The organism is Serratia sp. H402Y (assembly GCF_051172415.1).
GTDB lineage: Bacteria > Pseudomonadota > Gammaproteobacteria > Enterobacterales > Enterobacteriaceae > Serratia > Serratia ureilytica.
The window spans coordinates 603,527-627,522 of the sequence record NZ_JBPIYZ010000001.1; the positions used below are offsets into that span (position 1 = coordinate 603,527).

The following is a 23,996-nucleotide window of genomic DNA, read 5'->3' on the forward strand; positions in this document are numbered from 1 at the left end:
GTGCGTTTCATTGTTATAAAATCGATTTCCTGGTGTCGGCGTGCGGCTTTAGCGGTAAGGCTTCAGCCAGCCGAGCCCGGCGGCGGTGTCGCCGCGCGGGCGGTATTCGCAACCGATCCAGCCCTGATAGCCGAGCGCATCCAGCTTGTCGAACAGCCACGGGTAATTCAGTTCGCCTTCGTCGGGCTCATGGCGATCCGGCACCGAGGCTATCTGAATATGCGCGTAGCGCCCGGCCAGCGTCTCCAGCAGCCCGCTGATATTGCCGTCCACCAACTGCGCGTGGAAAAAATCGAACTGGATGAACACGTTCGGTCTTTCGATCGCCGCCACCGCTTCCGCCGCCTGATGCTGACTGGCGAACAGGTAGTCGGGCTTGACCGGCGGGCTGAGCGCCTCGATCAGCACCTTGACGCCGTGCGGCGAAAAAGCGTCGGCGGCATAGCGCGCATTAGCGATAAAGGTGTCGAGATAACGCCGCCGATCCGCGCTCGCGGGCACCACGCCGGCCATCAGGTGCACGCAGGGGCAGGAAAGGGCGATGGCGTAGGCCAGCGCGCGATCGATATCGGCGCGCGCATCCCGTTCGCGGCCCGGCAGCGCCGCCAGCCCCCATTCGCCGGCGGCGGCATCGCCGGGCGCGGTGTTGAACAGCACCTGTTGCAGGCCGTGTTCGCGCAGTTTCTCGGCCAACAGATCGGCGGGATGCTCGTAAGGGAACAGGAATTCCACCGCGCTGAAGCCCTGTGCGGCAGCGGCGGCAAAGCGATCGAGGAACGGCACCTCGGTAAACATCATCGACAAATTGGCGGCAAATTTAGGCATGGTTCAGCTCCGTAATTCGGCAATTTCATCAGCGGTCAAATAGCGGATCGGACGATCGCCGAGGGTGAAGATCAGCCGAGCCGCATCTTCCATCTCTTCGGTATTGTCCGCCGCCGCTCGCAGGTCTTTACCCGTCACCACCGGCCCGTGGTTAGCCAGCAAAAAGGCGCGGTGGGTCGGCGCCAGGCGGGCCAGATCCTGTGCCAGCCTTTCGTCGCCGGGCCGGTAGTAAGGCACCACCGGCACCTTGCCGACGCGCATCACCACATAGGGGGTGAACGGTTTGATGGCGTTGTCGGCGTCCAGCCCCTGCAGGCAAGAGAGCGCCGTGAGGTAGGTGCAATGCAAGTGCACGACCGCTTTGCATTCGGGGTTGTTCAGATAGAGCGCCCGATGAAAGCTGATCTCTTTCGACGGTTTGTCGCCGGAGAGCCAGTCGCCGTTCAGGCTCACTTTAGACAGGCGATCGGCCTGCAGCTCGCCGAGACAGGAGCCGGTCGGCGTCGCCAGCAGCGCGCCGTCCGGCAGCAACAGCGAGAGGTTGCCGGCGGAGCCGGTGGCGTAGCCGCGTTGGAAAAACGAGGCGCCCAGGCGCACCATCTCTTCACGCGCCTGCTGTTCAATCGTCATGCTCATACCGGGAACTCCGTTTGCGCGCGCGCGAAGAAGGCTTCATCGCCAAAATTACCCGATTTCAGCGCCAGGGAAATCGCCCGATCGCTGGCACGCACCCAGGGAACGCCGGGGGAAATGCTGGGGCCGATATGGAAGCCGCGAATACCCAGCGCCTGCGTGACCACGCCGGAGGTTTCGCCGCCGGCGACGATAAAGCGGCTGAATCCCAACTGGCGCAGTTGCACCACCAGCTCGGCGAACAAGGCTTCCACCGCCTCGCTGGCGGCGGCGCCATGCCGTTGTTGCGTTTGCTGCAGCGACTCCGGCGATGCAGTGGCGTAGATCAGCGGGGCAAGCGCTTCTCCGGCATGGCGCTGCGCCCAGTGCGCCAACTCGACGGCGTAGGCGGCGCGCGTCTGGGGATCGAAGCAACGGTCGATATCGATGGCCTGCGCCGCCGCGCGTTCGCGATAGTGCGCCACCTGCCGGTTAGTCATGACGGAGCAGGAGCCAGACAGTACCGCCGCCTTTTCCCCCAGCGGCGCGCCGGCCGCTTCTGCCGCGCGATCGCCGTTCTGCGCCCATTGCCGCGCCAAACCGATCGCCAGGCCCGAACCGCCGGTCACCAGCTTCATCGTTTTCAACGCTTCACCCTGGGTAAGCAGATGCCGTTCGTTGAGCGTGTCCAGCACCGCGTAGCGCACGCCTTCCTGCGCCAGTTGCTGCAGCTTCTCGCTGACTGCCTCGGCGCCGCGATCCATTTCCGCCGCCGTCACCAGCCCACAGCGTCCGGCGGCCTGGGATTCCATCAGGCGAAGCAGGTTGCTGTCGGTCATCGGCGTGACCGGGTGATGACGCATGCCGGACTCAGACAGCATCTGTTCCCCGACGAACAGGTAGCCCTGATAGACCGTGCGGCCGTTTACCGGCAGCGCCGGGGAAACAACCGTGAAATTTTCCCCCAGCGCGGCGAGCAGGGCGTCGGTCACCGGGCCGATATTGCCCTGTGCGGTGCTGTCGAAGGTGGAGCAGTATTTGAAGTAGAACTGGCGGCAGCCCTGTTTTTGCAGCCAGGCCAGCGCTTGCAATGCCTGTTCGATCGCCTGCTCTGCCGGGCAGGAGCGCGATTTCAGGCTGATGACGACCGCCTGAGCGTCGACCGGCGTTTCGTCCTGCGGCACGCCGTTCAACTGCACCGTCGGCAGGCCGTTTTGCACCAGAAAGCTGGCGATGTCGGTCGCGCCGGTAAAATCATCCGCGATTACGCCGAGTTGCATCAGAGCGTCTCCTTTTTCTGCGGCAGATCGATGCCGGCAAAGATTTTGATCACCGCGCTGTCATCTTCTTTACCGTAGCCGGCGTTGCTGGCGGCGGTAAACATGGTGAAGGCGGTGGAGGCCAGCGGCAGCGGGAAATGCAGCGCCTTGGCGGTATCCGCCACCAGCCCCAGATCCTTGACGAAGATATCCACCGCCGATTTGGGCGTATAGTCGCCGTCGACCACGTGGCGCATGCGATTTTCGAACATCCAGGAGTTGCCGGCGGCGTGGGTGACGACGTCATACATGACGTCCAGCGGGATGTTGGCGCGGGCGGCCAGCGCCATGGCTTCCGCTCCGGCGGCGATGTGCACGCCGGCCAACAGCTGGTGGATGATTTTTACCGTCGCGCCCAGGCCGATGGTTTCGCCGATGCGGTAAACCTTGCCGGCGATGGCGTCCAGCACGGGTTGCAGGCGCGCGAAGGTGGCGTCGGCGCCGGCGGCCATCACCGTCATCTGGCCTTCTTCCGCCTTGGCCGCCCCGCCGGAAACCGGCGCGTCCAGCATCGCCAGGCCGTAGTCCAGCAGCCGTTGCTCGATCTGTTTGGCGTCATCGGCGGAAATGGTCGAAGACACCATCACCGCCGTGCCCGGCTTGAGCTGCGGCGCCAGGCCTTGCTCGCCGAACAGGATTTGCTTCACCTGCGCGGCGTTCACCACCAGCAGCAACACGGCGTCCAGCTCGGCCGCGAAGTCGCAGGCGCTGGTAGACGCTTGTTTCGCGCCGGCCTGTTGCAGCGCCGCCAGCGCCTGCGGATTGAGATCGGCGCCGTAGGTGGTCAATCCGGCGCGGAGGCATGAACGCGCGGCGCCCATGCCCATCGCCCCCAGCCCGATGACGCAAACGGCATAATTCCCTGGGTGTGTCATACTGCACTCCTGTTAATTTTAGTGATAATTTGTTTTGTTGTGTTAAATGTAAGCGCTTGTCGGCCGATTATCCGCGATCGCTATCACAATAATTAACAATGCGTGAAACGGATTTTTCGTGCGATTTCTGGCCTAAATCAACATTATTATTATGTTTTTAAATAAGTTTATGTTTGGCTGGCCTAACTGCGCTCGCCGTCACGCTGCGAGAAATAAGGGCTATCGGCGAACGAAAATTGACGTAAAATCACAATTATTATCACCGCAGCAACGAGAGGGAACCGTGATACCTGTAGAACGCCATCAACAAATTCTTGCGCTGGTATCCGAACGCGGCGTCGTCAGCATCGCCGAGCTGACCGAACGGCTGGGGGTGTCGCATATGACGATCCGCCGTGACGTGCAAAAGCTGGAAGAGCAGGGGGCAGTGCAGTCGGTCTCGGGCGGCGTGCAGGCGCCGGAACGGGTGGCGAGCGAACCTTCTCACCAGACCAAAGAGGGGATGTTCGGCCGGCAGAAAATCGCCATCGGCCGGCTGGCGGCGCGGCAAATTCCCGCCAATAGCTGTATCTATCTGGATGCCGGCACCACCACGCTGGCGCTGGCGAAACAGATCGGAGAACGTGACGATTTGACGGTGGTGACCAACGACTTTGTCATCGCCGGGTTCCTGATAGAGCATAGCCAGTGCCGAATCATCCACACCGGCGGCACCGTGTGCCGGGAAAACCGCTCCTGCGTCGGCGAGGCGGCGGCGCAGGCGCTGCGCGGTCTGTTTATCGATCTGGCGTTCATCTCCGCCTCTTCGTGGAGCATGCGCGGCCTGTCGACGCCGAACGAAGATAAGGTGATGGTGAAGAAGGCCATCGTCGAGGCCAGCCGCCGCCGCATTCTGCTCAGCGATACGTCCAAATACGGCAAAGTCGCCACCTATCTGGCGCTGCCGATCGCTGCCTTTGACGCCGTCATTACCGACGAAGGGTTGCCCGCCGCCGCGCGGGAGGCCATTGAGCAAGCGGGGATTGCATTGCTGACGGCGGAAGAATAAGAACGAACCGGAATCAGGATGAAAGTTCGGTATCGATGCTACGTGCGGGCGGTTCACTGGCTTCAACGCCGCCGCGTTCACGCCATTCGCGGCGCCTTTGTTCCCACCACTCTTCGTGGAAGGCTTGCATCTCTTTCAGGCGCTGTTCCTTAACGTGCTGTTGGCAAGTATGGGATGCTATGGGGGCTACGTGGGATTTCGATGACATAGAGGCCGTCCTTTATAAACTCTATTTTGTATAAATAATGCCCTTTGTGCGCGTATTTTTTCAACAAAAAATCATAAATTTTAGCTAATGCTGGCCTTAACGGTGCACTTAAGATGATCCTGGCATGATACTGATAGGCAAACTTGAGAAGAGTTTCCCCGATGCCAACAACGAATAAGCGTTCGCGTTGGAGAAGGGTATAATGCATTGCAGTATAGGTATCGAAAGCTGAGCGCCGATACCTGTTTACGTCGCTCAACGCCTTAACATCATAAAACTCCAGAGAGAAAGCATTATTGAGGAGAGCAGTGTCCACATACACTGGGGCAAACCAATGGTGCATGTTTTGCCCAATTCTCTTGAAATCCAAATGATAGATGGCCGATTTACCATCACCTTTTCTGACGGCAATCTGATATCTGTATGTGTCTGCTATTCCAGTGTGTGACTCCCTCACATCAATATCCATGATAAAATCCTTTTTACTATTATTTTTCCTATAGTTATCCCTTTTGTGACGAACAGATTATTAACCGCGGCGGAGACGATCCTCCAGCCGCCGATGAAGGTTGTGCGCAGCGCCGCGCAAAACTAAATGCCGCTGAACCAGTTGTAGCCCTGATCCTCCCAATAGCCGCCCGGATTGACGTCGCTGACGAAGATCGCGGCGATATGTTTGGCGTTTTTGAACCCCAGCTTGGTCGGCACGCGCAGCCGCAGCGGGTAGCCGTAGTCCGCCGGCAGCGCCTTGCCGCCGAAATCCAACGCCAGGATGGTCTGCGGGTGCAGCGCGGTGGCCATGTCGAGGCTGGCGTAGTAACGATCGGCGCATTTGAAGCCGACGTAACCGGCATTCAGATCCGCGCCGACGTGCTGCAGAAAGGTGCGCAGCGGCACGCCGCCCCATTGGCCAATGGCGCTCCAGCCCTCAATGCAGATCAGACGCGTGATCTGGCTTTGCTGCGGCAGCCGCTGCAGCTGTTCCAGCGTCCAGGGCGCTTTTTTCTCCACTTTCCCCGCGACCTCAAGCCGGTAGCCGGCGAGATCGATCTCGGGGACGTTGTATTCCGGGTAAAATGCGTTAAAGGGGAAGGGGTGAGTGATCTGGTCCGGCCGGTAAGTTTGCGCCAACCGCTGGCCGCTGAACAGCCAGGCCTGCACCCGGTCGTTCCAGCGCGACATAGCCCACAGCACCTTATCCACCCGATCGCCGTCTTGCAGATTACACCCGGTCAGCATGGCGATGCCGCCCAGCGTCAGCCCGGAGCGCAACATCAGCCGGCGTTGCAGATTGACCAGCTGCTTTTTTTGGTCCGGTTCCAGCGTCGGCGCGGTTGCCCGCTGTTTTTTCTCATTCATGTTTGCCACCCGTTATCATCGCCCACAGGGTTTTGGGCACGACAGCCACCATAAAGACGTGGATCGCCACAAACAGGCCGATGCCGGCCATGGCGAAGAAATGCACGTAGCGCGCGAAGTCGAAGCCGCCAAACAGCGCGACCAATCCCTGCAGCTGAACCGGTTTCCAAATCGCCAGGCCGGACAGCACCAGTAATAGGCCGAGCGCCAGTACGCCGAGGTACATCAGTTTCTGAATGGCGTTGTAGCGGCCATGCCGGTGGCGCAGGCGCAGCGTCATCGCCAGCCAGATATCCTGCCGCAGCGCGTCGGCGCGAAGCGGCAACAGATCGCGGCGAAAATGGCCGCTGAACAGGCTCCACAGCAGATAGCAGACGGCGTTGAGCGCCAATAGCCACATCACCGCCAAATGCCAACCAATCGCGCCGCCCAGCCAACCGCCCAGCGTCATCTGCGGCGGAAAGCGGAAATCGAACAGCGGTGAGGCGTTGTAGATTTCCCAACCGCTCATGAACATGCACACCATGGCGAACAGGTTGATCCAATGAGTGATTCGAACCGGCCAGCGATGCACCGGCGGCGACGCGTTGGTCTTCATGGCATTCCTCCGGTTACATCGGCGGCACGGTGCCGTCTTTGCCGGCGGAAATGCGCGTGGCGACGCGCTGGCCCTTATCGTCGGCGGCGGAGAACAGCACGATGTGCACGCCCGGTTTCAGCAGGCTCAGATCGCCCGGATCCAGCGTCACGATCGGCACGTCTTCCGGCACGACGACGGTTTTCTGCTGGTTGCCATAGGTGACGGTGAGGGTGCGGCCGTTAGATTTCACCAGTTTGCCGACGGTGCCGTTGGTCATGGTGTCTACTTTGCCGTCGGCGGATTCCCAGGCCGAATGCCCTTCGCCGGTGCCGCGCAGGCTGGCGGCGAACACGTGCACTTCCAGTGCCTTGAGCGTGCCGTCCGGCTGCGGCACGGCGGCGGTGCCGATAAAGCTGTCCGGCTTGATATCGTCCAGCGTGGCTTTGGAAACGCTGAGCACTTTAGTTTGATCGTTCAGCTTGACGCTGAGTGTCTCGCCCTTGCGGTCGGTCAGCTGCAGATTACCGTCGGCAACTTGCGTGATGGTGCCGCGCAGCGGCGCAATCACCTTGCCCGGCGTTTGGGCGGCGGCGGACAATCCGCTGGAAAGCAGTAACGTGGACAACAGTAAACCGGCTATACGATGACGGGTAATCATAACGTTCTCCTGAAATGAGTTTGCCGGCTAAGCATGGTTGACCTACTGGGTCAGCGCCATGGCCGTTTGATGACATTAATGTCATCAAGTTTGTCCGCCGAAGCTGCTAGTATTTTTGCAGACGTAACGAGGTGGCGAGCATGCGAATACTGGTAGTTGAAGACGATATCGGCACAGGGGATTACCTGAAGAAAGGGCTGGGGGAAGCGGGCTACAGCGTCGATTTGGCGCGCAACGGCACCGATGGGCTGTTTCGCGCGTTGGAGCAGGACTACGATGCGATCGTGCTCGATGTCATGCTGCCGGGGCTGGATGGCTGGCAGATCATCGAGGTATTGCGCAAGAAAAGCGACGTGCCGATCCTGTTTCTTACCGCCCGCGATGGCGTGCAGGATCGCATCCACGGTCTGGAGCTGGGCGCGGACGACTATCTTATCAAACCGTTTTCCTTTACCGAGCTGGTGCTGCGTTTGCGCACCTTGCTGCGCCGCGGGCCGGCGCGCGAAGCCGATCATTACGCCATCGCCGATCTGCAGTTGGACGTATTGCGCCGCCGGGCGGTGCGCCAGGATCAGGTGATCCCGTTGACCAATAAAGAATTCATGCTGCTGCATCTGCTGGTGCGGCGCGAAGGCGAAGTGCTGTCGCGCACGCAGATCGCCTCTCAGGTGTGGGACATGAATTTCGACAGCGACACCAATGTGGTTGACGTGGCCATCAAACGCCTGCGCGCCAAAATCGACCGGCCGTTCGACGTCAAGCTGATCCACAGCGTGCGCGGCATCGGCTATGTTTGCGAGCCGCGCTCGTGAACGCCCGCGCTTCACGTCGGCCGGTGTCGCTGACGCTGCGTACCGCCATGCTGTTCGCGCTGGTGGCCGCCTGCGTGGTGAGCGGGGCGGGCTGGTATCTGTTCGGCGCGATGCGCCAGGAAATGACGCTCCGCAGCGATCTGCAGGTGACCGGGCGCGTAGAGTATTTCCGCCATTTACTGGGGCAGCGCTTTCCTTTGGCGCGCCTGACCGCCAATAACGGCCTGTTCGAAAATATGCTGGGCAATGAACAGGACGTGCTGATTTTCCAAATCCCGGGGCAAAAACCGCTCATCAATGTGAATCCGGCCAGGGTGGCCCTGCCGCCGATGGCGCCGACACCGCCCGAACAGGCGCAGACGCTGGCCGCCGTGCGCGGCGGGGAGACGGCGCAGGGGGTGGCGCTGCGCGCGGCATCGGCGATGGTGCGTCTGGAAGACGGCAGTTTGCTGCAGATCTCCGCCGCGCACGTCATGGTCAACGAGCAGAAGATGCTGGCGCGTTACCTGTGGCGCATTGTCGCGGCGGTCATTGTGGCTTTCCTGCTGATTGCGCTGCTGGGCTATGGGGTCATGCGCCGGGGATTGAAGCCGCTATGGCGCATGGCGGCGCAGGCGTCGCAGATCGCGCCCAATACATTGTCCACTCGCCTCAGCGAACAGGGGGCGCCGAAGGAGTTGCAGCAATTGACCCGGTCGTTCAATGCGATGCTCGATCGGTTGAATGAAGGCTATCAGCGGCTGACGCAGTTTTCCGCCGATCTGGCCCATGAGATCCGCACGCCGGTGGGCGCGTTGATGGGCCAGTGTCAGGTGGCGCTGTATCAACCCCGCAGCGTGGAGGAGTACGAAACCCTATTGTCGAACAATATGGACGAGCTGGAGCGTATTTCGCGCATGGTGGAAAACATCCTGTTTCTGGCGCGCGCCGGTGAGGCGCAGTCCGCGCTGAACTACAGTCGTCTGGAGGTGGCGGCCGAGCTGCGGCGGGTGGCGGATTACTTCGAAGGGCTGGCGGAAGAACGCGGCATCGCGCTGAGCTGCGAAGGGGAAGGAGAGCTGAAGGCGGACGCGATGTTGTTCCAGCGGGCGCTGAGCAACCTGGTGGCCAACGCGGTGCGCTATGCCGATGAAAACAGCTTGATCGTGTTGCGGGCTGAACGGCGTGCCGATGCCTGGTGGGTGCAGGTCATCAATCAGGGGCCGCCGATCGCGCCGGCGCATCTGGAAAAGCTGTTCGATCGTTTCTACCGCGCCGATCCCGCGCGCAGCGCCGGCAGCCACGCCAGCGGCCTCGGGCTGTCCATCGTGCGCGCCATCATGACGCTGCACGGCGGTGAGGTGCGCGCCGAATGTATCGAGCGCGCGCCTGTCGCCAGCCTCATTTTCAGCCTGCGGTTCCCGCTAGCGCAATAACCGATATGCCGGATTAACGCGGCGGAATGGCAAAGCGGAAGCAGGCGCCGCTTTGTGGTTGTTCTATCAGCTGAATGTCGCTGTCGTGCAGTTGCAGAATGCGCCGCACGATCATTAACCCCAGCCCGCCGGCGGGGCGTCGGGCGCCGCTCAGGACAGACGGCCGCACGAACAGATCGGCGCGCAGCGTCTGCGGAATGCCGGGGCCGCTGTCGCTGACCTGCACCATCACCTGGTCTTCCTGCCGCCACAGCCGCACGCCGATGTCGCCGCCGGGCGGCGTATGGCGAATGGCGTTGTCCAACAGGTTGGTCAGCACCCGCTCAATCATGCTGAGATCGGCGAACACCGGCGGCACGCCGGGGGCGATGTCGGCGTGCAGCCGCTGGTTGCGCGCCTCCGCCGCCAGCTCGAACTTCTGGAACACGTCCTGCAGCAGTTCGCTGAGGGAGAAGGGCTCTTTCTGCGGTTTCACCACGCCATATTCCAGCCGCGCCAGCTCGAACAGCTCCTGCGCCAGCTTGCCCACCTTGCGGCTCTGCGCCAGCGCGATCTCCAGATAGCGCCGCCGATCGGTGTCGCTCAGGGTGGCGGCCTTGACCGACAGCGTTTCCAGATAGCCGTGCAGCGAGGTGAGCGGGGTGCGCAGATCGTGCGAGACGTTGGCGATGAATTCGCGCCGCAGCCGATCCTGCTGCGCCAGCGTTTGCCACTGTTCGGCGAGGCGCTGCGCCATGCGGTGGAAGGCCTGTTGCAGCTGGCTCACCTCGTCGCGCCCGGCCGGCACCGCCGGCAGCGCCGCGTAGGCCTGCACCGCCTCAATGCCGCCGCTGTCCAGCGCATTGACCTGACGGGTCAGGTGCCGGATGGGGCGAGTGACCCAGTAGAACGCGAAACCGCCGGCCAGCAGGCTGAACAGCACCATCACCCCGGAGGTCCACAGCGCCATCCTGGCCGCTGAGTTGAACTGGGCGTTGCTGGCCAACGCCGTGTACTCTTCACCGAGCAAGACCACATACAGATAGCCCTCGACCCGGCCGTCGACCTTCAGCGGCGCAACGCTGAACACCTTGCGCCCGTCCGCGCTGCGCGGATCGTCGCCGTACACCGGCATCTGCGCGCCATCGAGCAGCGCCTGCAGCGGCGCCAGCGCGACCCGCTGCCGCTTCAGATGCCCGGCCGGCGCGGCGTTGCCGATGATTGCGCCCTGGTTGTCGAGCAGATAAACCTCAACGCTGGGGTTCACCGCCATCAGCTGATCGAACAGGGTATGCACCGCCTGTGGATCCGGCCCGTTCACCCCCAGCAGCGGATTGCTGTCGGCGATATGCTGCGCCAGGTTGCCGGACAGGCGCTGGATCACCGCCTGGCTGTACTGGGTATTGCTGCGCACCTGCATCCAGCCGGAAAAGGCGCAGCCGATGACGATCAGCAGCGCGAAGATAATCGTGAGGCGTTGCGCTAACGTAAGGTTTTTCATGGCTCACTCTTGCGGCGCGGCCGCGAATTTATAGCCCATGCCCCACACCGTGAGGATGCGCTCGGGTTCCGCCGGGTTGCGCTCGATCTTGATGCGCAGCCGGTTGATATGGGTGTTGACGGTGTGCTCATACCCCTCGTGCTGATAGCCCCAGACCTGATTCAACAGGCTGAGGCGCGAGAACACCTGGCCCGGGTGGCGGGCGAAAAAGTACAGCAGGTCGAATTCGCGCGGCGTCAGCTCGATCGGCTGTTGGTGCAGGCGCACTTCGCGGGCGATGGGATCGATGGTCAGATCGTTGAAGCTGAGCGCGCCGGCGTCCATGCGCAGGTTGCGGCTCATCGCCTCCTGGCGGCGAAACAGCGCCTTGACCCGCGCCACCAGCTCCAGCATGGAAAAGGGTTTGGCCAGATAGTCGTCGGCGCCCAGCTCCAGCCCCAGCACGCGGTGCACCTCGCTGGAGCGCGCGCTGGTGATGATGATCGGCGTGTAGCGCGTCATGGTGCGCGCCCGGCGGCAAATCTCCAATCCGTCAACGCCCGGCAGCATCAGATCGAGGATCAAGGCGTCCCAGCCGCCCTGTTCCAGCATCGCCATGCCCTGATTGCCGTCGGCGGCGTGGCTGATGGCGTAACCCTCGTCACGCAGATGCAGCTGCAGCAGCTCGGCGATGTCGCCGTCGTCCTCGACGATCAAAATTCGTTTTGGCTTGTCCATTCTCATTACCGCTGATTAGCCCGATTCTCTCTGAAGTCTACACAACCGCCACCGGCGGAGTTATCACATTTTATTTAACTTTGCGTGAGGTCTTGGGGAACAAATCCGGGGAATACTCGGTGCATCGCATCGTTAGCTGGCAGGAAGCGTTATGAGCCTCACTCTCACCCCGGAACAACGACAGACCGTACATCCGCTGTGGCTGCGGTTAACGCATTGGCTGAATGCGCTGGCGATGCTGATCATGGTGACCAGCGGTTGGCGCATCTACAACGCTTCGCCGCTGTTCAACTTCAGTTTTTTCAACGAGCTGACGCTCGGCGGCTGGCTGGGCGGCGCGCTGCAGTGGCACTTCGCCGGCATGTGGCTGTTTGGCGTCAACGGGCTGTGTTACCTGCTGCTGAACCTCGCCAGCGGGCGCTTCAAACGCAAATATTGGCCGCTCAGCCCGAAGCAGTTTCTCGCCGATGTCGGCGCGGCGCTGCGCGGCAGGCTGCAGCACGCCGACCTGCGCCACTACAACATGGTGCAGCGCGTGGCCTATCTGTCGGTGATGGTTCTCGGCGTGCTGAGCGCGCTGTCCGGACTGGTGCTGTGGAAATCGGTGCAGTTCCCGCTGCTGCGCACGCTGCTCGGCGGCTATGAGGCGGCGCGCTATATCCACTTTTTCGCCATGTCGGCGCTGGTGGCCTTCGTCGCGATCCATTTGGTGATGGTGGCGCTGGTGCCCCGCACGCTGCTGGCCATGCTGCGCGGACGTTAAGGAGTTCACGATGAAAAAGGATAAACAGATCATGACGATCGTTGAAGGGCAGGCGATCGTCAAAGAAGCGCAGCGCTTGTTGACCGCGTCGTCCCGCCGCCGCTTTCTGCGCAACGGCCTGACACTGGGCGGTATCGCGATGCTTACCGGCTGCGATCTCAGCGGCAACGCCAACGTCGAGCAGGCGCTGAGCCGCATTTCGCGCCTCAACGATCGGGTGCAGGGCTGGCTGTTCAACGGCGATCGTTTGGCGCCGGTCTACCCGGAGTCGATGATCACCCGGCCATTCCCGTTCAACGCCTTTTACGCCGAGGAGGAGGCGCCCGACATCAACGGCGACGACTATCGGCTGGAAGTGGCGGGATTAGTGCAGGACAAGCGCGCCTGGAGCCTGCCGCAGCTGCATCGGATGGCGCAGGTTAGCCAGGTGACGCGTCATATTTGCGTCGAGGGTTGGAGCGCCATCGGCAAGTGGGGCGGCGTGCCGTTCGCCAACTTTCTTAAGGTAATCGGCGCGGATCTGAGCGCGCGCTACGTCAGCTTTAAATGCGCCGACGACTACTACACCAGTATCGACATGGCCACCGCGCTGCATCCGCAGACGATTATCGCGCTGACCTACGACGGCCAGATCTTGCCGCGCAAGTACGGCTATCCGATGAAGCTGCGCATGCCGACCAAGCTGGGCTACAAGAATCCGAAGCACATTCAGGTGATCGAGGTCACCAACCGCTTCCCGGGCGGTTACTGGGAAGACCAGGGTTACAACTGGTTTGGCGGCAGCTGAGGCGGCCGCCGGCCATTCTCCGGCACTCCGGTGCCTTTGACATGACGGAAGGAAATACCATGAAAAAGTTATTCGCAATGATGATGTGCAGCGCGCTGATGCTGGGCGTGGCCGGCGCCAACGCCGCGGACGGCATGAGTAAAGACGCGATGAAAAAGGACGGCATGAGCCAGATGTCGCACGACGGCATGGCGAAAGATGGGATGAAGAAAGAGTGCATGGGCAAGGACTGCATGAAGAAAGACAAAATGGGCAAAGACGCCATGAAAAAAGAGGGCATGGCGCAAGACGGTATGGCCAAAGACGGCATGAAGAAAGACGAGATGAAAAAGGATGCGATGGGGCACTAAGCCGCCTCACCCCGCGGCCGCAAGCGGCAAACCGCGGCGGCTGCGGGCAACATAAGGAGAGAGGATGATGTTGGCGACATGGCTGCGGCGCTTTCGGCGCTCGAACGGGGACGTTATTTTTATGCGCGCGGCGCTGGTGGTGATCTTCGCCGCCTTCGGCTACGCCAAATGGTTTGATTACGAGGCGCAGGGGCTGGTGCCGCTGATCGGCAACAGCCCGCTGCTGAGCTGGATGCATCAGGCGTTCGGCATTCGCGGCGCCAGTTATGCATTGGGCGTCGCTGAATGGAGCTTCGGTTTGCTGCTGCTGGCGGGGTTCTGGTCGCGGCGTCTGGGTTTGCTGGGGGCGATCGGATCGACGGTGACCTACCTGACCACGCTGACGCTGATCTTTTCCACGCCGGGCGCCTGGGAGCCCTCCGCCGGCGGTTTTCCCGCCATGGCCGGGGCCACCAGCTTTTTAATCAAGGATCTGGTGTTGCTGGCCGGCTCCCTGGTGCTGCTGAAGGCCGATTTGCCGGCCGAGCAGGCATAAAAAAGGGCGTAGCCTGGCTACGCCCTCTGGTTATTTCTCGGCCGTCACATATCCGGGAAGGTCAGGGTGCCCCCCGGCGCTTCGCGATGAATGTGCAGGAAGTTCAGGTGCTTCTCGTACTGGTCGAGAATATCGCCAATCACCTGTTCCTTGCTGTAGTCCATCAGGTCGTTGCCCTGGGTGCCTTCCATCAGGAAGGTTTCCAGCCGGTAGTAGTGCGACTTGCCGGAGCGGGCGCGGTAGGTGAAGCCCGGCACCGAGTAGCGCATCGGCCAGATCTGATAGATGAAGTTCTGTTCCTCGCCCAGGTGCACCAGCAGCTCCAGGTGGTTCAGGCGTTCGTCCTCGGTCGGCGGCACTTCGCTGAACTCCACCTTCGCGCCGCGCAACTCCAGCTCGCGCGCCACGTCCTGCATCGCCGGGCGGCAAACCTTATCCAACATTTTCTGCGTGTACTGCGTGCCCGGGTAGTTCATCACCCGCGACAGACGCTGTTTCCAGTTGAGCACGTCGTGGCTGGAGACCGGCACCGGCGCCAGGGTGCTGAGCGCGCTGGCCTTGCGGTAGTCCTCCACCCGCAGCGATTTGTACAGCCCGGCCATCACGAAGAAGATCACGAAGCTGAACGGCAGGCCCATGATCACCGTGGTTTTCTGCAGCGCCGGCACGCCGTCGGTCATCAGCATGCCGATGGTCAGCAGGCCGATGGCCACCGACCAGAAAATCCGCAGCCAGTTCGGCGCATCATTATTGATGTCGGCCAGGCGCGAGGTGAAGTTGCCCAACACCAGCGAGCCGGAGTCCGCCGAGGTGACGTAGAACAGCAGGCCGGTGATGGTGGCCACCGAGGCGCTGAAGGTGAAGCCGGGGTATTGCGCCAGCAGGCTGTAGAAGCCGCGCTCCGGGAACTGCATCACTTCCTGCGCGAACTCGGCGTTGCCGTGGATGATCTGGTACAGCGCGCTGTTGCCGAAGATAGACAGCCACAGCAGGGTAAACACGAACGGTATGATCAGCGTGCCGACCACGAACTGACGAATGGTGCGCCCGCGCGAGATGCGCGCCAGGAACAGGCCGACGAACGGCGACCACGCCACCCACCAGGCCCAGAAGAACAGCGTCCAGTTGTTCATCCATTCCACCGGCCGATCGAAGGCGAAGCTGTTGAGCGTCATGCCCATAAAGCGGTTGACGTAATCGCCGACGTTAAGCACCAGCGCGTTGAGCAGGAACTCGGTGTCGCCGAAGAACAACACGAACAGGATCAGACCCAGCGCCAGCAGCACGTTCAGCTCGGACAGGATGCGGATGCCCTTGTTGACGCCGGAAGTCACCGAGATGGTGGCCATGATCACCGACAGCAGGATCAGCGAGCCCTGCACCGTCAGATTTTCCGGGATCTCGAACAATACCTTGAGGCCGTAGTTGAGCTGCACCACGCCGATGCCCAGCGTGGTGGCGATGCCGAAGATGGTGCCGAGCACCGCGGCGATGTCCACGCTGTGGCCGATCGGGCCGTTGATGCGTTTACCGAAGATCGGGTACAACGCCGAGCGGATGGTCAGCGGCAGATTGTAGCGATAGCTGAAGTAGCCGAGGGCGATGCCCATCAGCGCATACATCGACCAGCCGGTCAGGCCGTAGTGGAACAGCGTCCAGACCATCGCCTGGCGCGCGGCCTCCAGCGTTTGCGCGTCGCCTTCCGGCGGCATCATGTACTGGGTCACCGGCTCGGCGACCGAGAAGAACATCAGGTCGATGCCGATGCCGGCGGCGAACAGCATCGCCGCCCAACTCATCAGGCTGAACTCCGGCTTGGACTGCTCGGGCCCGAGCTTGATGGAACCGAAGCGCGAGGCGGCGATAAACACCACGAACACGATGTACAGCGTCGCCGCCAGCAGGTAGTACCAACCGAAGGTGGTCGACACCCAATTCAGCGTACGGGTGATCCACTGCCCGGAGAAGTCGGTGAAAAAGATGGTCATCAGCGAGAAGGCCAGGATCAGCCCCGCCGAGGTGAAGAAAACCACAGGGTTGAGGCGGTCCTGCTGCGGTTTGGAGGAGGTTTCGCGTGTTGTCATCGTCATCCTCTGAACTGAGTAAAATCGTGCCGCTCCGCATTTCGGGGCGCGTTGGCGCCGCCGAAAAACGGGCGAATGAAGGCGGCGACCATCCCCATGGGAATGGCCTGAGTAACGCCGCTTTCGCCTGTTGCCGAAGCACCGGAGCGCTTCGCGGTGGGAACCGCTTACAGCCACTGATTTTGGTCAGATTCGTTAATTACCTCACAAAAATCAGCCAGTTCCACAACCAGAAAATACATTTTTTTAACCAGGCGGCAATAAAATATATGCAATTTTTATTGAACGTTCAATCAAAAAAAAGTTTAATAGTCCTCATGATGACCTGAATCACGGGCGAAACGGCAGTGAAATTTGCCCGCTGAGATAAGGCCGAAGTCGGTTTTGTGAGAGTCGAAATATGCCAAAGGTAGGAATGCAGCCAATCAGAAGGCAGCAGTTGATTGATGCCACGCTCGCCGCGGTAAACGAAGTGGGAATGCATGACGCCACCATCGCGCAGATCGCGCGGCGGGCCGGCGTTTCCAACGGCATCATCAGCCATTATTTCAAGGATAAGAACGGCCTGCTGGAAGCCACGATGCGCTATCTGATCAGCCATCTGGGCGAGGCGGTGAAGCTGCGGCTGCAGGCGCTGGCTGACAACAGCCCGGCGGCGCGGCTGCAGGCGATCGTCGCCGGCAACTTCGACGACAGCCAGATCAACAGCGCGGCGATGAAGACCTGGCTGGCCTTTTGGGCCAGCAGTCTCTACCAGCCGCAGCTCAACCGCTTGCAACAGGTGAACGGCCGTCGGCTCTATTCCAACCTGTGCGCCGAGTTTCGCCGCGTTATGCCGCAGCCGCAGGCGCGGTTGGCGGCCAAGGGGCTGGCGGCGCTGATCGATGGGCTGTGGCTGCGCAGCGCGCTGCGCGGCTCCGCGTTCAATCAGGCGCAGGCGCTGGCGCTCACGACCGAATACATCACGTTCCAACTCCGGGGGCAAACGCCGCCCGGAGGATAACTCAAGGAGATCCTATGTCCCGTTTTGGCTTGCAGAAGCTCTATATTCATGGCGCCTATGTAGACAGCACCGCTGGAAAAACCTTCAACGCCATTAACCCGGCGAACGGCGAAGTTCTGGCTGAAGTCCAGTCCGCCGGCGCTGAAGACGTCGATCGTGCGGTGGCCAGCGCGGCCAGCGGGCAGAAGGTGTGGGCGGCGATGACGGCGATGGCGCGTTCGCGCATCCTGCGTCGCGCGGTGGATATTCTGCGCGAGCGCAACGATGAACTGGCGGCGCTGGAAACGCTGGATACCGGCAAAGCGATGTCGGAAACCACCGCGGTGGATATCGTCACTGGCGCTGACGTGCTGGAGTACTACGCCGGCCTGATCCCGGCCATTGAAGGCGAGCAGATCCCGCTGCGCGATACCTCGTTCGTCTACACCCGCCGCGAGCCGCTGGGCGTGGTGGCCGGCATCGGCGCCTGGAACTACCCGATTCAAATCGCGCTGTGGAAGTCCGCGCCGGCGCTGGCGGCGGGCAACGCGATGATCTTCAAGCCGAGTGAAGTCACGTCATTGACGGCGCTGAAGCTGGCGGAAATCTACACCGAAGCCGGCCTGCCGGACGGCGTGTTCAACGTGGTGACTGGCAGCGGGGCGGAAGTGGGGCAGTACCTGACCGACCATCCGGGCATCGCCAAAGTGTCCTTCACCGGCGGGGTGAAAACCGGCAAGAAGGTGATGGCCAACGCGTCGGGTTCGACGCTGAAGGAAGTCACCATGGAGTTGGGCGGCAAGTCGCCGCTGATTATCTTCGACGACGCCGATCTGGATCGCGCCGCCGATATCGCCATGATGGCCAACTTCTACAGTTCCGGCCAGGTGTGCACCAACGGCACCCGCGTCTTCGTGCCGGCGGCGCTGCAGGCGCAGTTTGAGGCGAAAATCCTCGAACGCGTGAAGCGCATTCGCCTCGGTGACCCGACCGATCCGCAAACCAACTTCGGGCCGCTGGTCAGCTTCGCGCACATGGAATCGGTGCTGCGCTTTATCGAGAGCGGCAAAAACAGCGGCGCGCGCCTGCTGTGCGGCGGCGAACGCGTCACCCACGGCGAATTCGGCAAGGGCGCTTATGTGGCGCCGACGGTGTTCAGCGACTGCCGCGACGATATGGAAATCGTGCGCGAGGAGATCTTCGGGCCGGTGATGAGCATCCTCAGCTACCAGAGCGAAGAGGAAGTGGTGCGCCGCGCCAACGACACCACCTTCGGCCTGGCCGCGGGTGTGGTGACCCACGATCTGGCCCGCGCGCACCGCGTGATCCACCAGCTGGAAGCCGGCATTTGCTGGATCAACACCTGGGGCGAGTCGGCGGCGGAAATGCCGGTCGGCGGTTACAAGCAGTCCGGCGTCGGCCGTGAAAACGGCCTGACCACGCTGGAGCACTACACCCAGATCAAATCGGTGCAGGTCGAGCTGGGCGAATACGCCTCGGTATTCTGATCTTCCCGTCGTCTTTCGAGCCGCAGCCGCGTTGGCTGCGGCCGACAATCTCTAGAGCGCCCAAATACACAGCCTGTTGCCGAGCCGCGCTTCGCGTCTTTGCCTGACCAGGCCTCTATAAAGTAAGGAGATAATGAATGGAATTTGACTACATCATTATCGGTGCCGGTTCAGCCGGCAACGTGTTAGCCACCCGATTGACCGAGGACGCCGACGTCAGCGTCCTGCTGCTGGAAGCCGGCGGCCCGGATTACCGGATGGATTTCCGTACCCAGATGCCGGCCGCGCTGGCGTTTCCGCTGCAGGGCCGCCGCTATAACTGGGCGTATGAAACCGATCCTGAGCCGCACATGAACAACCGCCGGATGGAATGCGGCCGCGGCAAAGGGCTGGGCGGTTCATCCCTGATCAACGGCATGTGTTACATTCGCGGCAACGCGATGGACTTCGACAACTGGGCCAAGGCGCCGGGTCTGGAAGACTGGACCTATCTGGACTGCCTGCCGTATTTCCGCAAGGCGGAAACGCGTGATATCGGCCCGAACGATTACCACGGCGGCGATGGCCCGGTGAGCGTCACCACGCCGAAGGCCGGTAACAACGAACTGTTCCACGCCATGGTGGAAGCCGGCGTGCAGGCGGGCTATCCGCGCACCGACGATCTGAACGGTTACCAGCAGGAAGGCTTCGGCCCGATGGACCGCACCGTGACGCCGAAAGGGCGCCGCGCCAGCACCGCCCGCGGTTATCTGGATCAGGCCCGTTCACGGCCGAACCTGAAGATCGTTACCCATGCGCTGACCGACCACATCGTGTTCGACGGCAAGCGCGCGGTGGGCGTCAACTATCTGCAGGGCGACAGCAATCAGCTGACCCATGCCAAAGCGCGCCGCGAAGTGCTGCTGTGCGCCGGCGCCATCGCCTCGCCGCAAATTCTGCAGCGTTCGGGCGTCGGCCCGGCGGCGCTGCTGAAAAGTCTGGACATCAACGTGGTGCACGATCTGCCGGGCGTCGGAGAGAACCTGCAGGACCACCTGGAGATGTATCTGCAGTACGCCTGTAAGAAACCGGTGTCGCTGTACCCGGCGTTGCAATGGTTCAATCAGCCGAAAATCGGCGCGGAATGGCTGTTCAACGGCACCGGCGTCGGCGCCAGCAACCAGTTCGAGGCCGGCGGTTTCATCCGCAGCCGCGCAGAGTTCGCCTGGCCGAACATTCAGTATCACTTCCTGCCGGTGGCGATTAACTATAACGGCAGCAACGCGGTGAAAGAGCATGGCTTCCAGGCCCACGTCGGTTCGATGCGTTCGCCGAGCCGCGGCCGGGTGCAGGTGAAGTCGAAGGATCCGCGCCAGCACCCGAGCATTCTGTTCAACTACATGTCGACCGAACAGGATTGGCAGGAGTTCCGCGACGCTATCCGCATCACGCGCGAGATCATGGCGCAGCCGGCCCTGGACGAATACCGCGGCCGCGAGATCAGCCCAGGGCCGGAGGTGCAGACCGACGAGCAGCTGGACGCCTTCGTGCGCGAGCACGCCGAAACCGCCTTCCACCCGTCCTGCTCGTGCAAGATGGGCGAAGACGAGATGGCGGTGGTCGACGGCCAGGGCCGGGTGCACGGCATGGAAGGATTGCGGGTGGTGGATGCGTCGATTATGCCGCTGATCATTACCGGCAACCTGAACGCCACCACCATCATGATCGCCGAAAAGATCGCCGACCGCATTCGCCAGCGCGCGCCGCTGCCGCGCAGCACCGCCGACTACTACGTCGCCGGCGATGCGCCGGTGCGCAAGCAGTAACCGACACGCCCTCTCGCCGTTGAGGGGGAGGGCCGCCGTAGCAAGCAACCCCTCTCCATATGCTCTTCCCCAAGGCGAGGGGGCAACTCTCTTTTATCCCTTATCCCATCATGCCGCCGGCAGCGAGATCGCCTGATCGAAACTGGTGGGCGTCGCCATGCGCCACATGCGGGCGTAGAACTCGCTTTTGATCTCCGGCTGCAGCAGCGCGCCCGGCTCCAGGTAGTAATAGATATCGGCGTATACCTTGATCTCGGTCGGCGTGATGCGGCGCAGCATATGGTGCGAGGTCAGCTGCTCCGGGCGGCTGACGCCGGCCGCCGCCAGCATGTCCGCCAGCGCTTTCACTGTATTTTGATGGAAGTGGTAGACGCGTTCCGCCTTGTTCGGCACCACCAACGCCTTCTGACGCAGCGGATCTTGCGTCGCGACGCCGGTCGGGCAGTGGTTGGTGTGGCAGCTTTGCGACTGGATGCAGCCGACGGCGAACATAAAGCCGCGCGCCGAATTCACCCAGTCGGCGCCGAGCACCAGCACGCTGGCGATGTCAAAGGCGCTGATGATCTTACCGCTGGCGCCAATCTTGATTTGGTCGCGCAGGCCGCAGCCCACCAGCGTGTTATGCACGAACAGCAGCCCTTCGCGCAGCGGCATGCCCATATAGTTGGAGAGTTCGAGCGGGGCGGCGCCGGTGCCGCCTTCCTTGCCGTCCACCACGATGAAGTCCGGCAGAATGCGGGTGTGCAGCATCGCCTTGACGATGGCGACGAACTCCCACGGGTGGCCGATGCACAGCTTGAAACCGACCGGTTTGCCGCCTGACAGCTCGCGCAGCTGCTGGATGAACTGCATCATTTCCAGCGGGGTGGTGAAGGCGCTGTGCGAGGCCGGCGAGATGCAATCCACGCCTTCCGGCACACCGCGGGTGGCGGCGATTTCCGCATCCACCTTCTTCGCCGGCAGAATGCCGCCGTGGCCCGGTTTGGCGCCCTGGCTGAGCTTGATTTCAATCATTTTCACCTGCGGGCTTTGCGCCTGTTCGGCAAAGCGGCGCGGATCGAAATGGCCGTCGGCGGTGCGGCAGCCGAAATAGCCGCTGCCCAGCTCCCACACCAGATCGCCGTTGTTTTCGCGGTGATAGCGGCTGATGCTGCCCTCACCGGTGTCGTGGTAGAAATTGCCTTTGGCCGCGCCGAGGTTGAGTGCGCGAATGGCGTTGGCGGAGAGCGCGCCGAAGCTCATCGCCGAAATGTTGAAGATTGACGCGGAGTAGGGCTGGCGGCAGTCGGCGCCGCCGATGGTGATGCGAAAACTGGTGGGATCGGCGGCTTCCACCGGCCGCATCGAGTGGCCGATGCATTCATAACCGGTTTGGTACACGTCCAGCAGGGTGCCGAACGGCTTGTCGCCCATCTCGTTTTTCGCCCGGCGATACACCAGCGTGCGCTGGGTGCGGGAGAACGGGATCTCTTCATTATCCTGCTCGAGGAAATACTGGCGCAGTTCCGGGCGGATGAACTCGAAGAAGAAGCGCAGGCGGCCGATGATCGGGTAGTTGCGGCAAATGGCGTGGCGCTGCTGCGTGAGATCGTAGATACCCAGCACCATCAGGCAACCGCAGGCCAGGGCCGGCAGCCAGAACCACGGATGGTTGTGCATCATGATCAAGAAAACCAGGGTGAGCAAGATGCTCAGCACAAAGCAGGTATAGCGGCTGAATAAGGACGACTTCATAACATCTCCTGATGTTTATTTTTAATCCACACGACATGACTCACGGATAATCCGTGTGCAAATCGTAGCCAACAGGAGAGGATGTTGTGTGTCTGTTGCTGCTTTGTCGCCGGTTGTTACATTAATTTAACTCGGCGAGGGGGCGGGTTGCCGCGCGGCGTACCGCGCAACAAACCAGGGCGTGTTATTTGCCGGCGACGAAGATGGTGCTCATGCTACGCAGCCGCAGCTTTTTCATCGCGCTGTATTTCTGCGAGAAGATGGTTTTCGGGTGCGTGCCGCGTTTTTCCGCGATATGCAGCAGGCTGTCGCCGCGCAGCAGATTGAAGATCACGTCGCTTTCCGCCGGGCTGAGCTCGCGGGTTTTCTGCACCCGGATACCGCCCGGCTCTTTGCTTTCCAGCAGCCGCTGGATTTTTTCCTGCAGCGAATAAAGCGGAATGCGGGTGGAGACCAACTCGACGGAAATCCCCAGGATCGACAGCAGTTTCACCACGCGCTCGTCGTCATAGAACACCAACAGGCGCGTTTTGCTGTTGTACTGCTGGTGCAGGGACACCAGGCTTTCGATCACGTTGACGCTCTGCTCCAGGTTTTGCGAGGTGAAAATCAGCGCGATATCGTGCTTGGTGATCTTTTCCGCTTTGGCGCCGCCGTGCATGAAATCGGAAAACAGGCGGATATCGTACGCGCCGTAGTGTTTCTTCAGCAGCACCGACAGGCCAACATAGCTGTACTTACACTCACTAATCACAAGAACGTTGTTTTTAGACATAGGGCAAACACCAATACCGAGTTAAAAGTATTCAGCTGTAAGAAGCGAGTTCAAATCCTTGATGCTGGATTCCTTCCACAGCTTTCCCTGCAGTGCGTAATATGGCATTTCATCCAGCCATTTCTTGTGTTCGGGAGTTTCAACTCCTTCGATAATTACCTTGTAATGATTAAGGTAAAAGAAGCGCAGTAACGCGCGCATCAAGCCCTCGCCGCCGGACTTTTTCATAAAGTCCCAAAGCAGAAAACGATCGAGCTTAACGAAGCGGAACTGGCTGTTGTACAACGCGGAAAAACCCGCATAGCCAGAACCAAAATCATCGAGCCAAAATGAATAACTATTCAATGACGGATCGCCGTGCACGCGATCTTTCACCAGCCGGGTTGAATTCTCGCTGATCTCAAAATGAATACAGCGCAGGGCATTAATTCTTTCGGCAAAGTGAGTATTCGCCAGCGATTGCAGGGAATAATCGTCAACATTCAAAGTGGCTATCACTTGGTTTTCATGAAACCAGTGTTTGTATTTATCGATCAGATTGATCTGATCCATCAAAATCTCAATCCGGGTAGCGCTGTCGGCATGGCGAAAGAACTGTTCAGGAGAAAAATGGGCATATTCGCTATTAAACGTAAAGCGAGACAGGCATTCAACGGCCAGCAATTGTCCCGATTTCGCGAACATTGGCTGGAAAACATAATTAATGCCGTTATTTTTCTCTCTGAAAGAACCGCTCATTTCCCAATCCTTGGATTGATATTTAAC

Annotated in this window: 25 protein-coding genes; 11 read left to right on the forward strand and 14 right to left on the reverse strand. The window is 61.0% G+C overall.

Going from position 1 to position 23,996, the window contains the following annotated elements; all coding sequences use genetic code 11:
* Positions 1–48: 48 nt before the first annotated feature.
* The 4 genes from otnI to ltnD are packed head-to-tail and all read right to left on the reverse strand — an operon-like array spanning position 49 to position 3,631.
* Positions 49–825 (reverse strand): 2-oxo-tetronate isomerase, encoded by a 777-nt coding sequence (otnI, locus tag ACSBQS_RS03115; protein WP_033650563.1) that lies wholly within the window; start codon positions 823–825, stop codon positions 49–51.
* 3 nt (positions 826–828) lie between these two features.
* Positions 829–1,461 carry a 3-oxo-tetronate 4-phosphate decarboxylase gene (gene otnC / locus ACSBQS_RS03120; RefSeq protein WP_089191378.1) on the reverse strand — a complete coding sequence of 211 codons (633 nt, stop codon included), beginning with the start codon at positions 1,459–1,461 and terminating at the stop codon, positions 829–831.
* Positions 1,458–2,717 (reverse strand): 3-oxo-tetronate kinase, encoded by a 1,260-nt coding sequence (gene otnK / locus ACSBQS_RS03125; protein ID WP_089191379.1) that lies wholly within the window; start codon positions 2,715–2,717, stop codon positions 1,458–1,460. Before otnK ends, otnC begins: the two co-directional genes overlap by 4 nt.
* The gene (ltnD, locus tag ACSBQS_RS03130) at positions 2,717–3,631 is read right to left on the reverse strand and encodes an L-threonate dehydrogenase (RefSeq protein WP_042783993.1); all 915 of its coding nucleotides are present in this window, start codon (positions 3,629–3,631) and stop codon (positions 2,717–2,719) included. Before ltnD ends, otnK begins: the two co-directional genes overlap by 1 nt.
* A gap of 283 nt (positions 3,632–3,914) precedes the next feature.
* Between ltnD and ygbI the strand changes: the two genes are divergently transcribed.
* Entirely contained in the window at positions 3,915–4,679 is a 765-nt protein-coding gene (gene ygbI / locus ACSBQS_RS03135; protein ID WP_197666292.1) for a DNA-binding transcriptional repressor YgbI, read from the forward strand.
* 149 nt (positions 4,680–4,828) lie between these two features.
* On the opposite strand, the gene ACSBQS_RS03140 is transcribed toward ygbI, so the two are convergent.
* From ACSBQS_RS03140 to ACSBQS_RS03155, 4 genes are all read right to left on the reverse strand, one after another.
* A complete protein-coding gene (locus tag ACSBQS_RS03140) occupies positions 4,829–5,356 on the reverse strand; it encodes a hypothetical protein (protein ID WP_197666293.1) in 528 nt (175 codons plus the stop codon).
* A gap of 122 nt (positions 5,357–5,478) precedes the next feature.
* Positions 5,479–6,246, reverse strand: a complete 768-nt coding sequence (locus ACSBQS_RS03145; protein WP_033650565.1) for a molybdopterin-dependent oxidoreductase — start codon at positions 6,244–6,246, stop codon at positions 5,479–5,481.
* Entirely contained in the window at positions 6,239–6,844 is a 606-nt protein-coding gene (locus ACSBQS_RS03150) for a cytochrome b/b6 domain-containing protein (protein ID WP_033650566.1), read from the reverse strand. Before ACSBQS_RS03150 ends, ACSBQS_RS03145 begins: the two co-directional genes overlap by 8 nt.
* A gap of 13 nt (positions 6,845–6,857) precedes the next feature.
* Complete coding sequence (locus tag ACSBQS_RS03155) at positions 6,858–7,484, reverse strand: hypothetical protein (protein WP_033650567.1); 627 nt, start codon at positions 7,482–7,484, stop codon at positions 6,858–6,860.
* A 140-nt stretch (positions 7,485–7,624) separates the two neighbouring features.
* On the opposite strand from ACSBQS_RS03155, the gene ACSBQS_RS03160 reads away from it, so the two are divergent.
* The gene (locus ACSBQS_RS03160) at positions 7,625–8,296 is read left to right on the forward strand and encodes a heavy metal response regulator transcription factor (RefSeq protein ID WP_047025026.1); all 672 of its coding nucleotides are present in this window, start codon (positions 7,625–7,627) and stop codon (positions 8,294–8,296) included.
* Positions 8,293–9,711 carry a heavy metal sensor histidine kinase gene (locus ACSBQS_RS03165; RefSeq protein ID WP_434989635.1) on the forward strand — a complete coding sequence of 473 codons (1,419 nt, stop codon included), beginning with the start codon at positions 8,293–8,295 and terminating at the stop codon, positions 9,709–9,711. The genes ACSBQS_RS03160 and ACSBQS_RS03165 overlap by 4 nt, the downstream gene beginning before the upstream one ends.
* Before the next feature lie 13 nt (positions 9,712–9,724).
* Here ACSBQS_RS03165 and ACSBQS_RS03170 read toward each other — a convergent pair whose 3' ends face one another.
* A complete protein-coding gene (locus tag ACSBQS_RS03170; protein ID WP_197666295.1) occupies positions 9,725–11,191 on the reverse strand; it encodes a sensor histidine kinase in 1,467 nt (488 codons plus the stop codon).
* A gap of 3 nt (positions 11,192–11,194) precedes the next feature.
* The gene (locus ACSBQS_RS03175; protein ID WP_016928494.1) at positions 11,195–11,908 is read right to left on the reverse strand and encodes a response regulator transcription factor; all 714 of its coding nucleotides are present in this window, start codon (positions 11,906–11,908) and stop codon (positions 11,195–11,197) included.
* Between the two features lie 151 nt (positions 11,909–12,059).
* On the opposite strand from ACSBQS_RS03175, the gene ACSBQS_RS03180 reads away from it, so the two are divergent.
* The 4 genes from ACSBQS_RS03180 to ACSBQS_RS03195 all read left to right on the forward strand — a co-directional run bounded on the left by ACSBQS_RS03180 (position 12,060) and on the right by ACSBQS_RS03195 (position 14,343).
* Positions 12,060–12,671 carry a cytochrome b/b6 domain-containing protein gene (locus ACSBQS_RS03180; protein WP_047572162.1) on the forward strand — a complete coding sequence of 204 codons (612 nt, stop codon included), beginning with the start codon at positions 12,060–12,062 and terminating at the stop codon, positions 12,669–12,671.
* A 10-nt stretch (positions 12,672–12,681) separates the two neighbouring features.
* Positions 12,682–13,458 (forward strand): molybdopterin-dependent oxidoreductase, encoded by a 777-nt coding sequence (locus ACSBQS_RS03185; RefSeq protein ID WP_089191385.1) that lies wholly within the window; start codon positions 12,682–12,684, stop codon positions 13,456–13,458.
* Positions 13,459–13,517: 59 nt separating this feature from the next.
* Positions 13,518–13,808: a pentapeptide MXKDX repeat protein gene (locus ACSBQS_RS03190; RefSeq protein ID WP_089191386.1), complete on the forward strand. Its 291-nt coding sequence runs from the start codon at positions 13,518–13,520 to the stop codon at positions 13,806–13,808.
* Positions 13,809–13,872: 64 nt separating this feature from the next.
* Positions 13,873–14,343 carry a YkgB family protein gene (locus ACSBQS_RS03195; RefSeq protein WP_004939115.1) on the forward strand — a complete coding sequence of 157 codons (471 nt, stop codon included), beginning with the start codon at positions 13,873–13,875 and terminating at the stop codon, positions 14,341–14,343.
* Between the two features lie 44 nt (positions 14,344–14,387).
* Here the strand turns inward: ACSBQS_RS03195 and ACSBQS_RS03200 are convergent, their stop codons facing one another.
* Positions 14,388–16,427, reverse strand: a complete 2,040-nt coding sequence (locus ACSBQS_RS03200) for a choline transporter (protein WP_004939112.1) — start codon at positions 16,425–16,427, stop codon at positions 14,388–14,390.
* On the opposite strand from ACSBQS_RS03200, the gene ACSBQS_RS03205 reads away from it, so the two are divergent.
* From ACSBQS_RS03205 to betA, 4 genes are all read left to right on the forward strand, one after another.
* The gene (locus ACSBQS_RS03205; protein ID WP_342163080.1) at positions 16,418–16,756 is read left to right on the forward strand and encodes a hypothetical protein; all 339 of its coding nucleotides are present in this window, start codon (positions 16,418–16,420) and stop codon (positions 16,754–16,756) included. The genes ACSBQS_RS03200 and ACSBQS_RS03205 overlap by 10 nt on opposite strands.
* Before the next feature lie 71 nt (positions 16,757–16,827).
* On the forward strand, positions 16,828–17,430 hold the full coding sequence (gene betI / locus ACSBQS_RS03210) for a transcriptional regulator BetI (RefSeq protein WP_434989639.1): 603 nt from the start codon (positions 16,828–16,830) through the stop codon (positions 17,428–17,430).
* 14 nt (positions 17,431–17,444) lie between these two features.
* Complete coding sequence (gene betB, locus ACSBQS_RS03215) at positions 17,445–18,917, forward strand: betaine-aldehyde dehydrogenase (protein ID WP_016928486.1); 1,473 nt, start codon at positions 17,445–17,447, stop codon at positions 18,915–18,917.
* Between the two features lie 137 nt (positions 18,918–19,054).
* Positions 19,055–20,722, forward strand: coding sequence for a choline dehydrogenase (betA, locus tag ACSBQS_RS03220; protein ID WP_004939099.1), 1,668 nt, complete (start codon positions 19,055–19,057; stop codon positions 20,720–20,722).
* A gap of 108 nt (positions 20,723–20,830) precedes the next feature.
* On the opposite strand, the gene ACSBQS_RS03225 is transcribed toward betA, so the two are convergent.
* The 3 genes from ACSBQS_RS03225 to ACSBQS_RS03235 form a co-directional block, all read right to left on the reverse strand.
* Complete coding sequence (locus tag ACSBQS_RS03225; protein WP_015377182.1) at positions 20,831–22,456, reverse strand: FMN-binding glutamate synthase family protein; 1,626 nt, start codon at positions 22,454–22,456, stop codon at positions 20,831–20,833.
* Between the two features lie 184 nt (positions 22,457–22,640).
* Positions 22,641–23,231, reverse strand: coding sequence for a LuxR family transcriptional regulator (locus tag ACSBQS_RS03230; RefSeq protein WP_004939094.1), 591 nt, complete (start codon positions 23,229–23,231; stop codon positions 22,641–22,643).
* Between the two features lie 21 nt (positions 23,232–23,252).
* On the reverse strand, positions 23,253–23,969 hold the full coding sequence (locus ACSBQS_RS03235) for an EAL domain-containing protein (protein ID WP_016928483.1): 717 nt from the start codon (positions 23,967–23,969) through the stop codon (positions 23,253–23,255).
* Positions 23,970–23,996: the final 27 nt, after the last annotated feature.

Bases quoted from the DNA above. Each gene is read 5' to 3' on its own strand.
- otnI (WP_033650563.1), bottom strand. From the start codon at position 825: ATGCCTAAATTTGCCGCCAATTTGTCGATGATGTTTACCGAGGTGCCG.
- otnC (WP_089191378.1), bottom strand. From the start codon at position 1,461: ATGAGCATGACGATTGAACAGCAGGCGCGTGAAGAGATGGTGCGCCTG.
- otnK (WP_089191379.1), bottom strand. From the start codon at position 2,717: ATGCAACTCGGCGTAATCGCGGATGATTTTACCGGCGCGACCGACATC.
- ltnD (WP_042783993.1), bottom strand. From the start codon at position 3,631: ATGACACACCCAGGGAATTATGCCGTTTGCGTCATCGGGCTGGGGGCG.
- ACSBQS_RS03140 (WP_197666293.1), bottom strand. From the start codon at position 5,356: ATGGATATTGATGTGAGGGAGTCACACACTGGAATAGCAGACACATAC.
- ACSBQS_RS03145 (WP_033650565.1), bottom strand. From the start codon at position 6,246: ATGAATGAGAAAAAACAGCGGGCAACCGCGCCGACGCTGGAACCGGAC.
- ACSBQS_RS03150 (WP_033650566.1), bottom strand. From the start codon at position 6,844: ATGAAGACCAACGCGTCGCCGCCGGTGCATCGCTGGCCGGTTCGAATC.
- ACSBQS_RS03155 (WP_033650567.1), bottom strand. From the start codon at position 7,484: ATGATTACCCGTCATCGTATAGCCGGTTTACTGTTGTCCACGTTACTG.
- ACSBQS_RS03160 (WP_047025026.1), top strand. From the start codon at position 7,625: ATGCGAATACTGGTAGTTGAAGACGATATCGGCACAGGGGATTACCTG.
- ACSBQS_RS03170 (WP_197666295.1), bottom strand. From the start codon at position 11,191: ATGAAAAACCTTACGTTAGCGCAACGCCTCACGATTATCTTCGCGCTG.
- ACSBQS_RS03175 (WP_016928494.1), bottom strand. From the start codon at position 11,908: ATGGACAAGCCAAAACGAATTTTGATCGTCGAGGACGACGGCGACATC.
- ACSBQS_RS03180 (WP_047572162.1), top strand. From the start codon at position 12,060: ATGAGCCTCACTCTCACCCCGGAACAACGACAGACCGTACATCCGCTG.
- ACSBQS_RS03185 (WP_089191385.1), top strand. From the start codon at position 12,682: ATGAAAAAGGATAAACAGATCATGACGATCGTTGAAGGGCAGGCGATC.
- ACSBQS_RS03190 (WP_089191386.1), top strand. From the start codon at position 13,518: ATGAAAAAGTTATTCGCAATGATGATGTGCAGCGCGCTGATGCTGGGC.
- ACSBQS_RS03195 (WP_004939115.1), top strand. From the start codon at position 13,873: ATGATGTTGGCGACATGGCTGCGGCGCTTTCGGCGCTCGAACGGGGAC.
- ACSBQS_RS03200 (WP_004939112.1), bottom strand. From the start codon at position 16,427: ATGACAACACGCGAAACCTCCTCCAAACCGCAGCAGGACCGCCTCAAC.
- betI (WP_434989639.1), top strand. From the start codon at position 16,828: ATGCCAAAGGTAGGAATGCAGCCAATCAGAAGGCAGCAGTTGATTGAT.
- betB (WP_016928486.1), top strand. From the start codon at position 17,445: ATGTCCCGTTTTGGCTTGCAGAAGCTCTATATTCATGGCGCCTATGTA.
- betA (WP_004939099.1), top strand. From the start codon at position 19,055: ATGGAATTTGACTACATCATTATCGGTGCCGGTTCAGCCGGCAACGTG.
- ACSBQS_RS03225 (WP_015377182.1), bottom strand. From the start codon at position 22,456: ATGAAGTCGTCCTTATTCAGCCGCTATACCTGCTTTGTGCTGAGCATC.
- ACSBQS_RS03230 (WP_004939094.1), bottom strand. From the start codon at position 23,231: ATGTCTAAAAACAACGTTCTTGTGATTAGTGAGTGTAAGTACAGCTAT.
- ACSBQS_RS03235 (WP_016928483.1), bottom strand. From the start codon at position 23,969: ATGAGCGGTTCTTTCAGAGAGAAAAATAACGGCATTAATTATGTTTTC.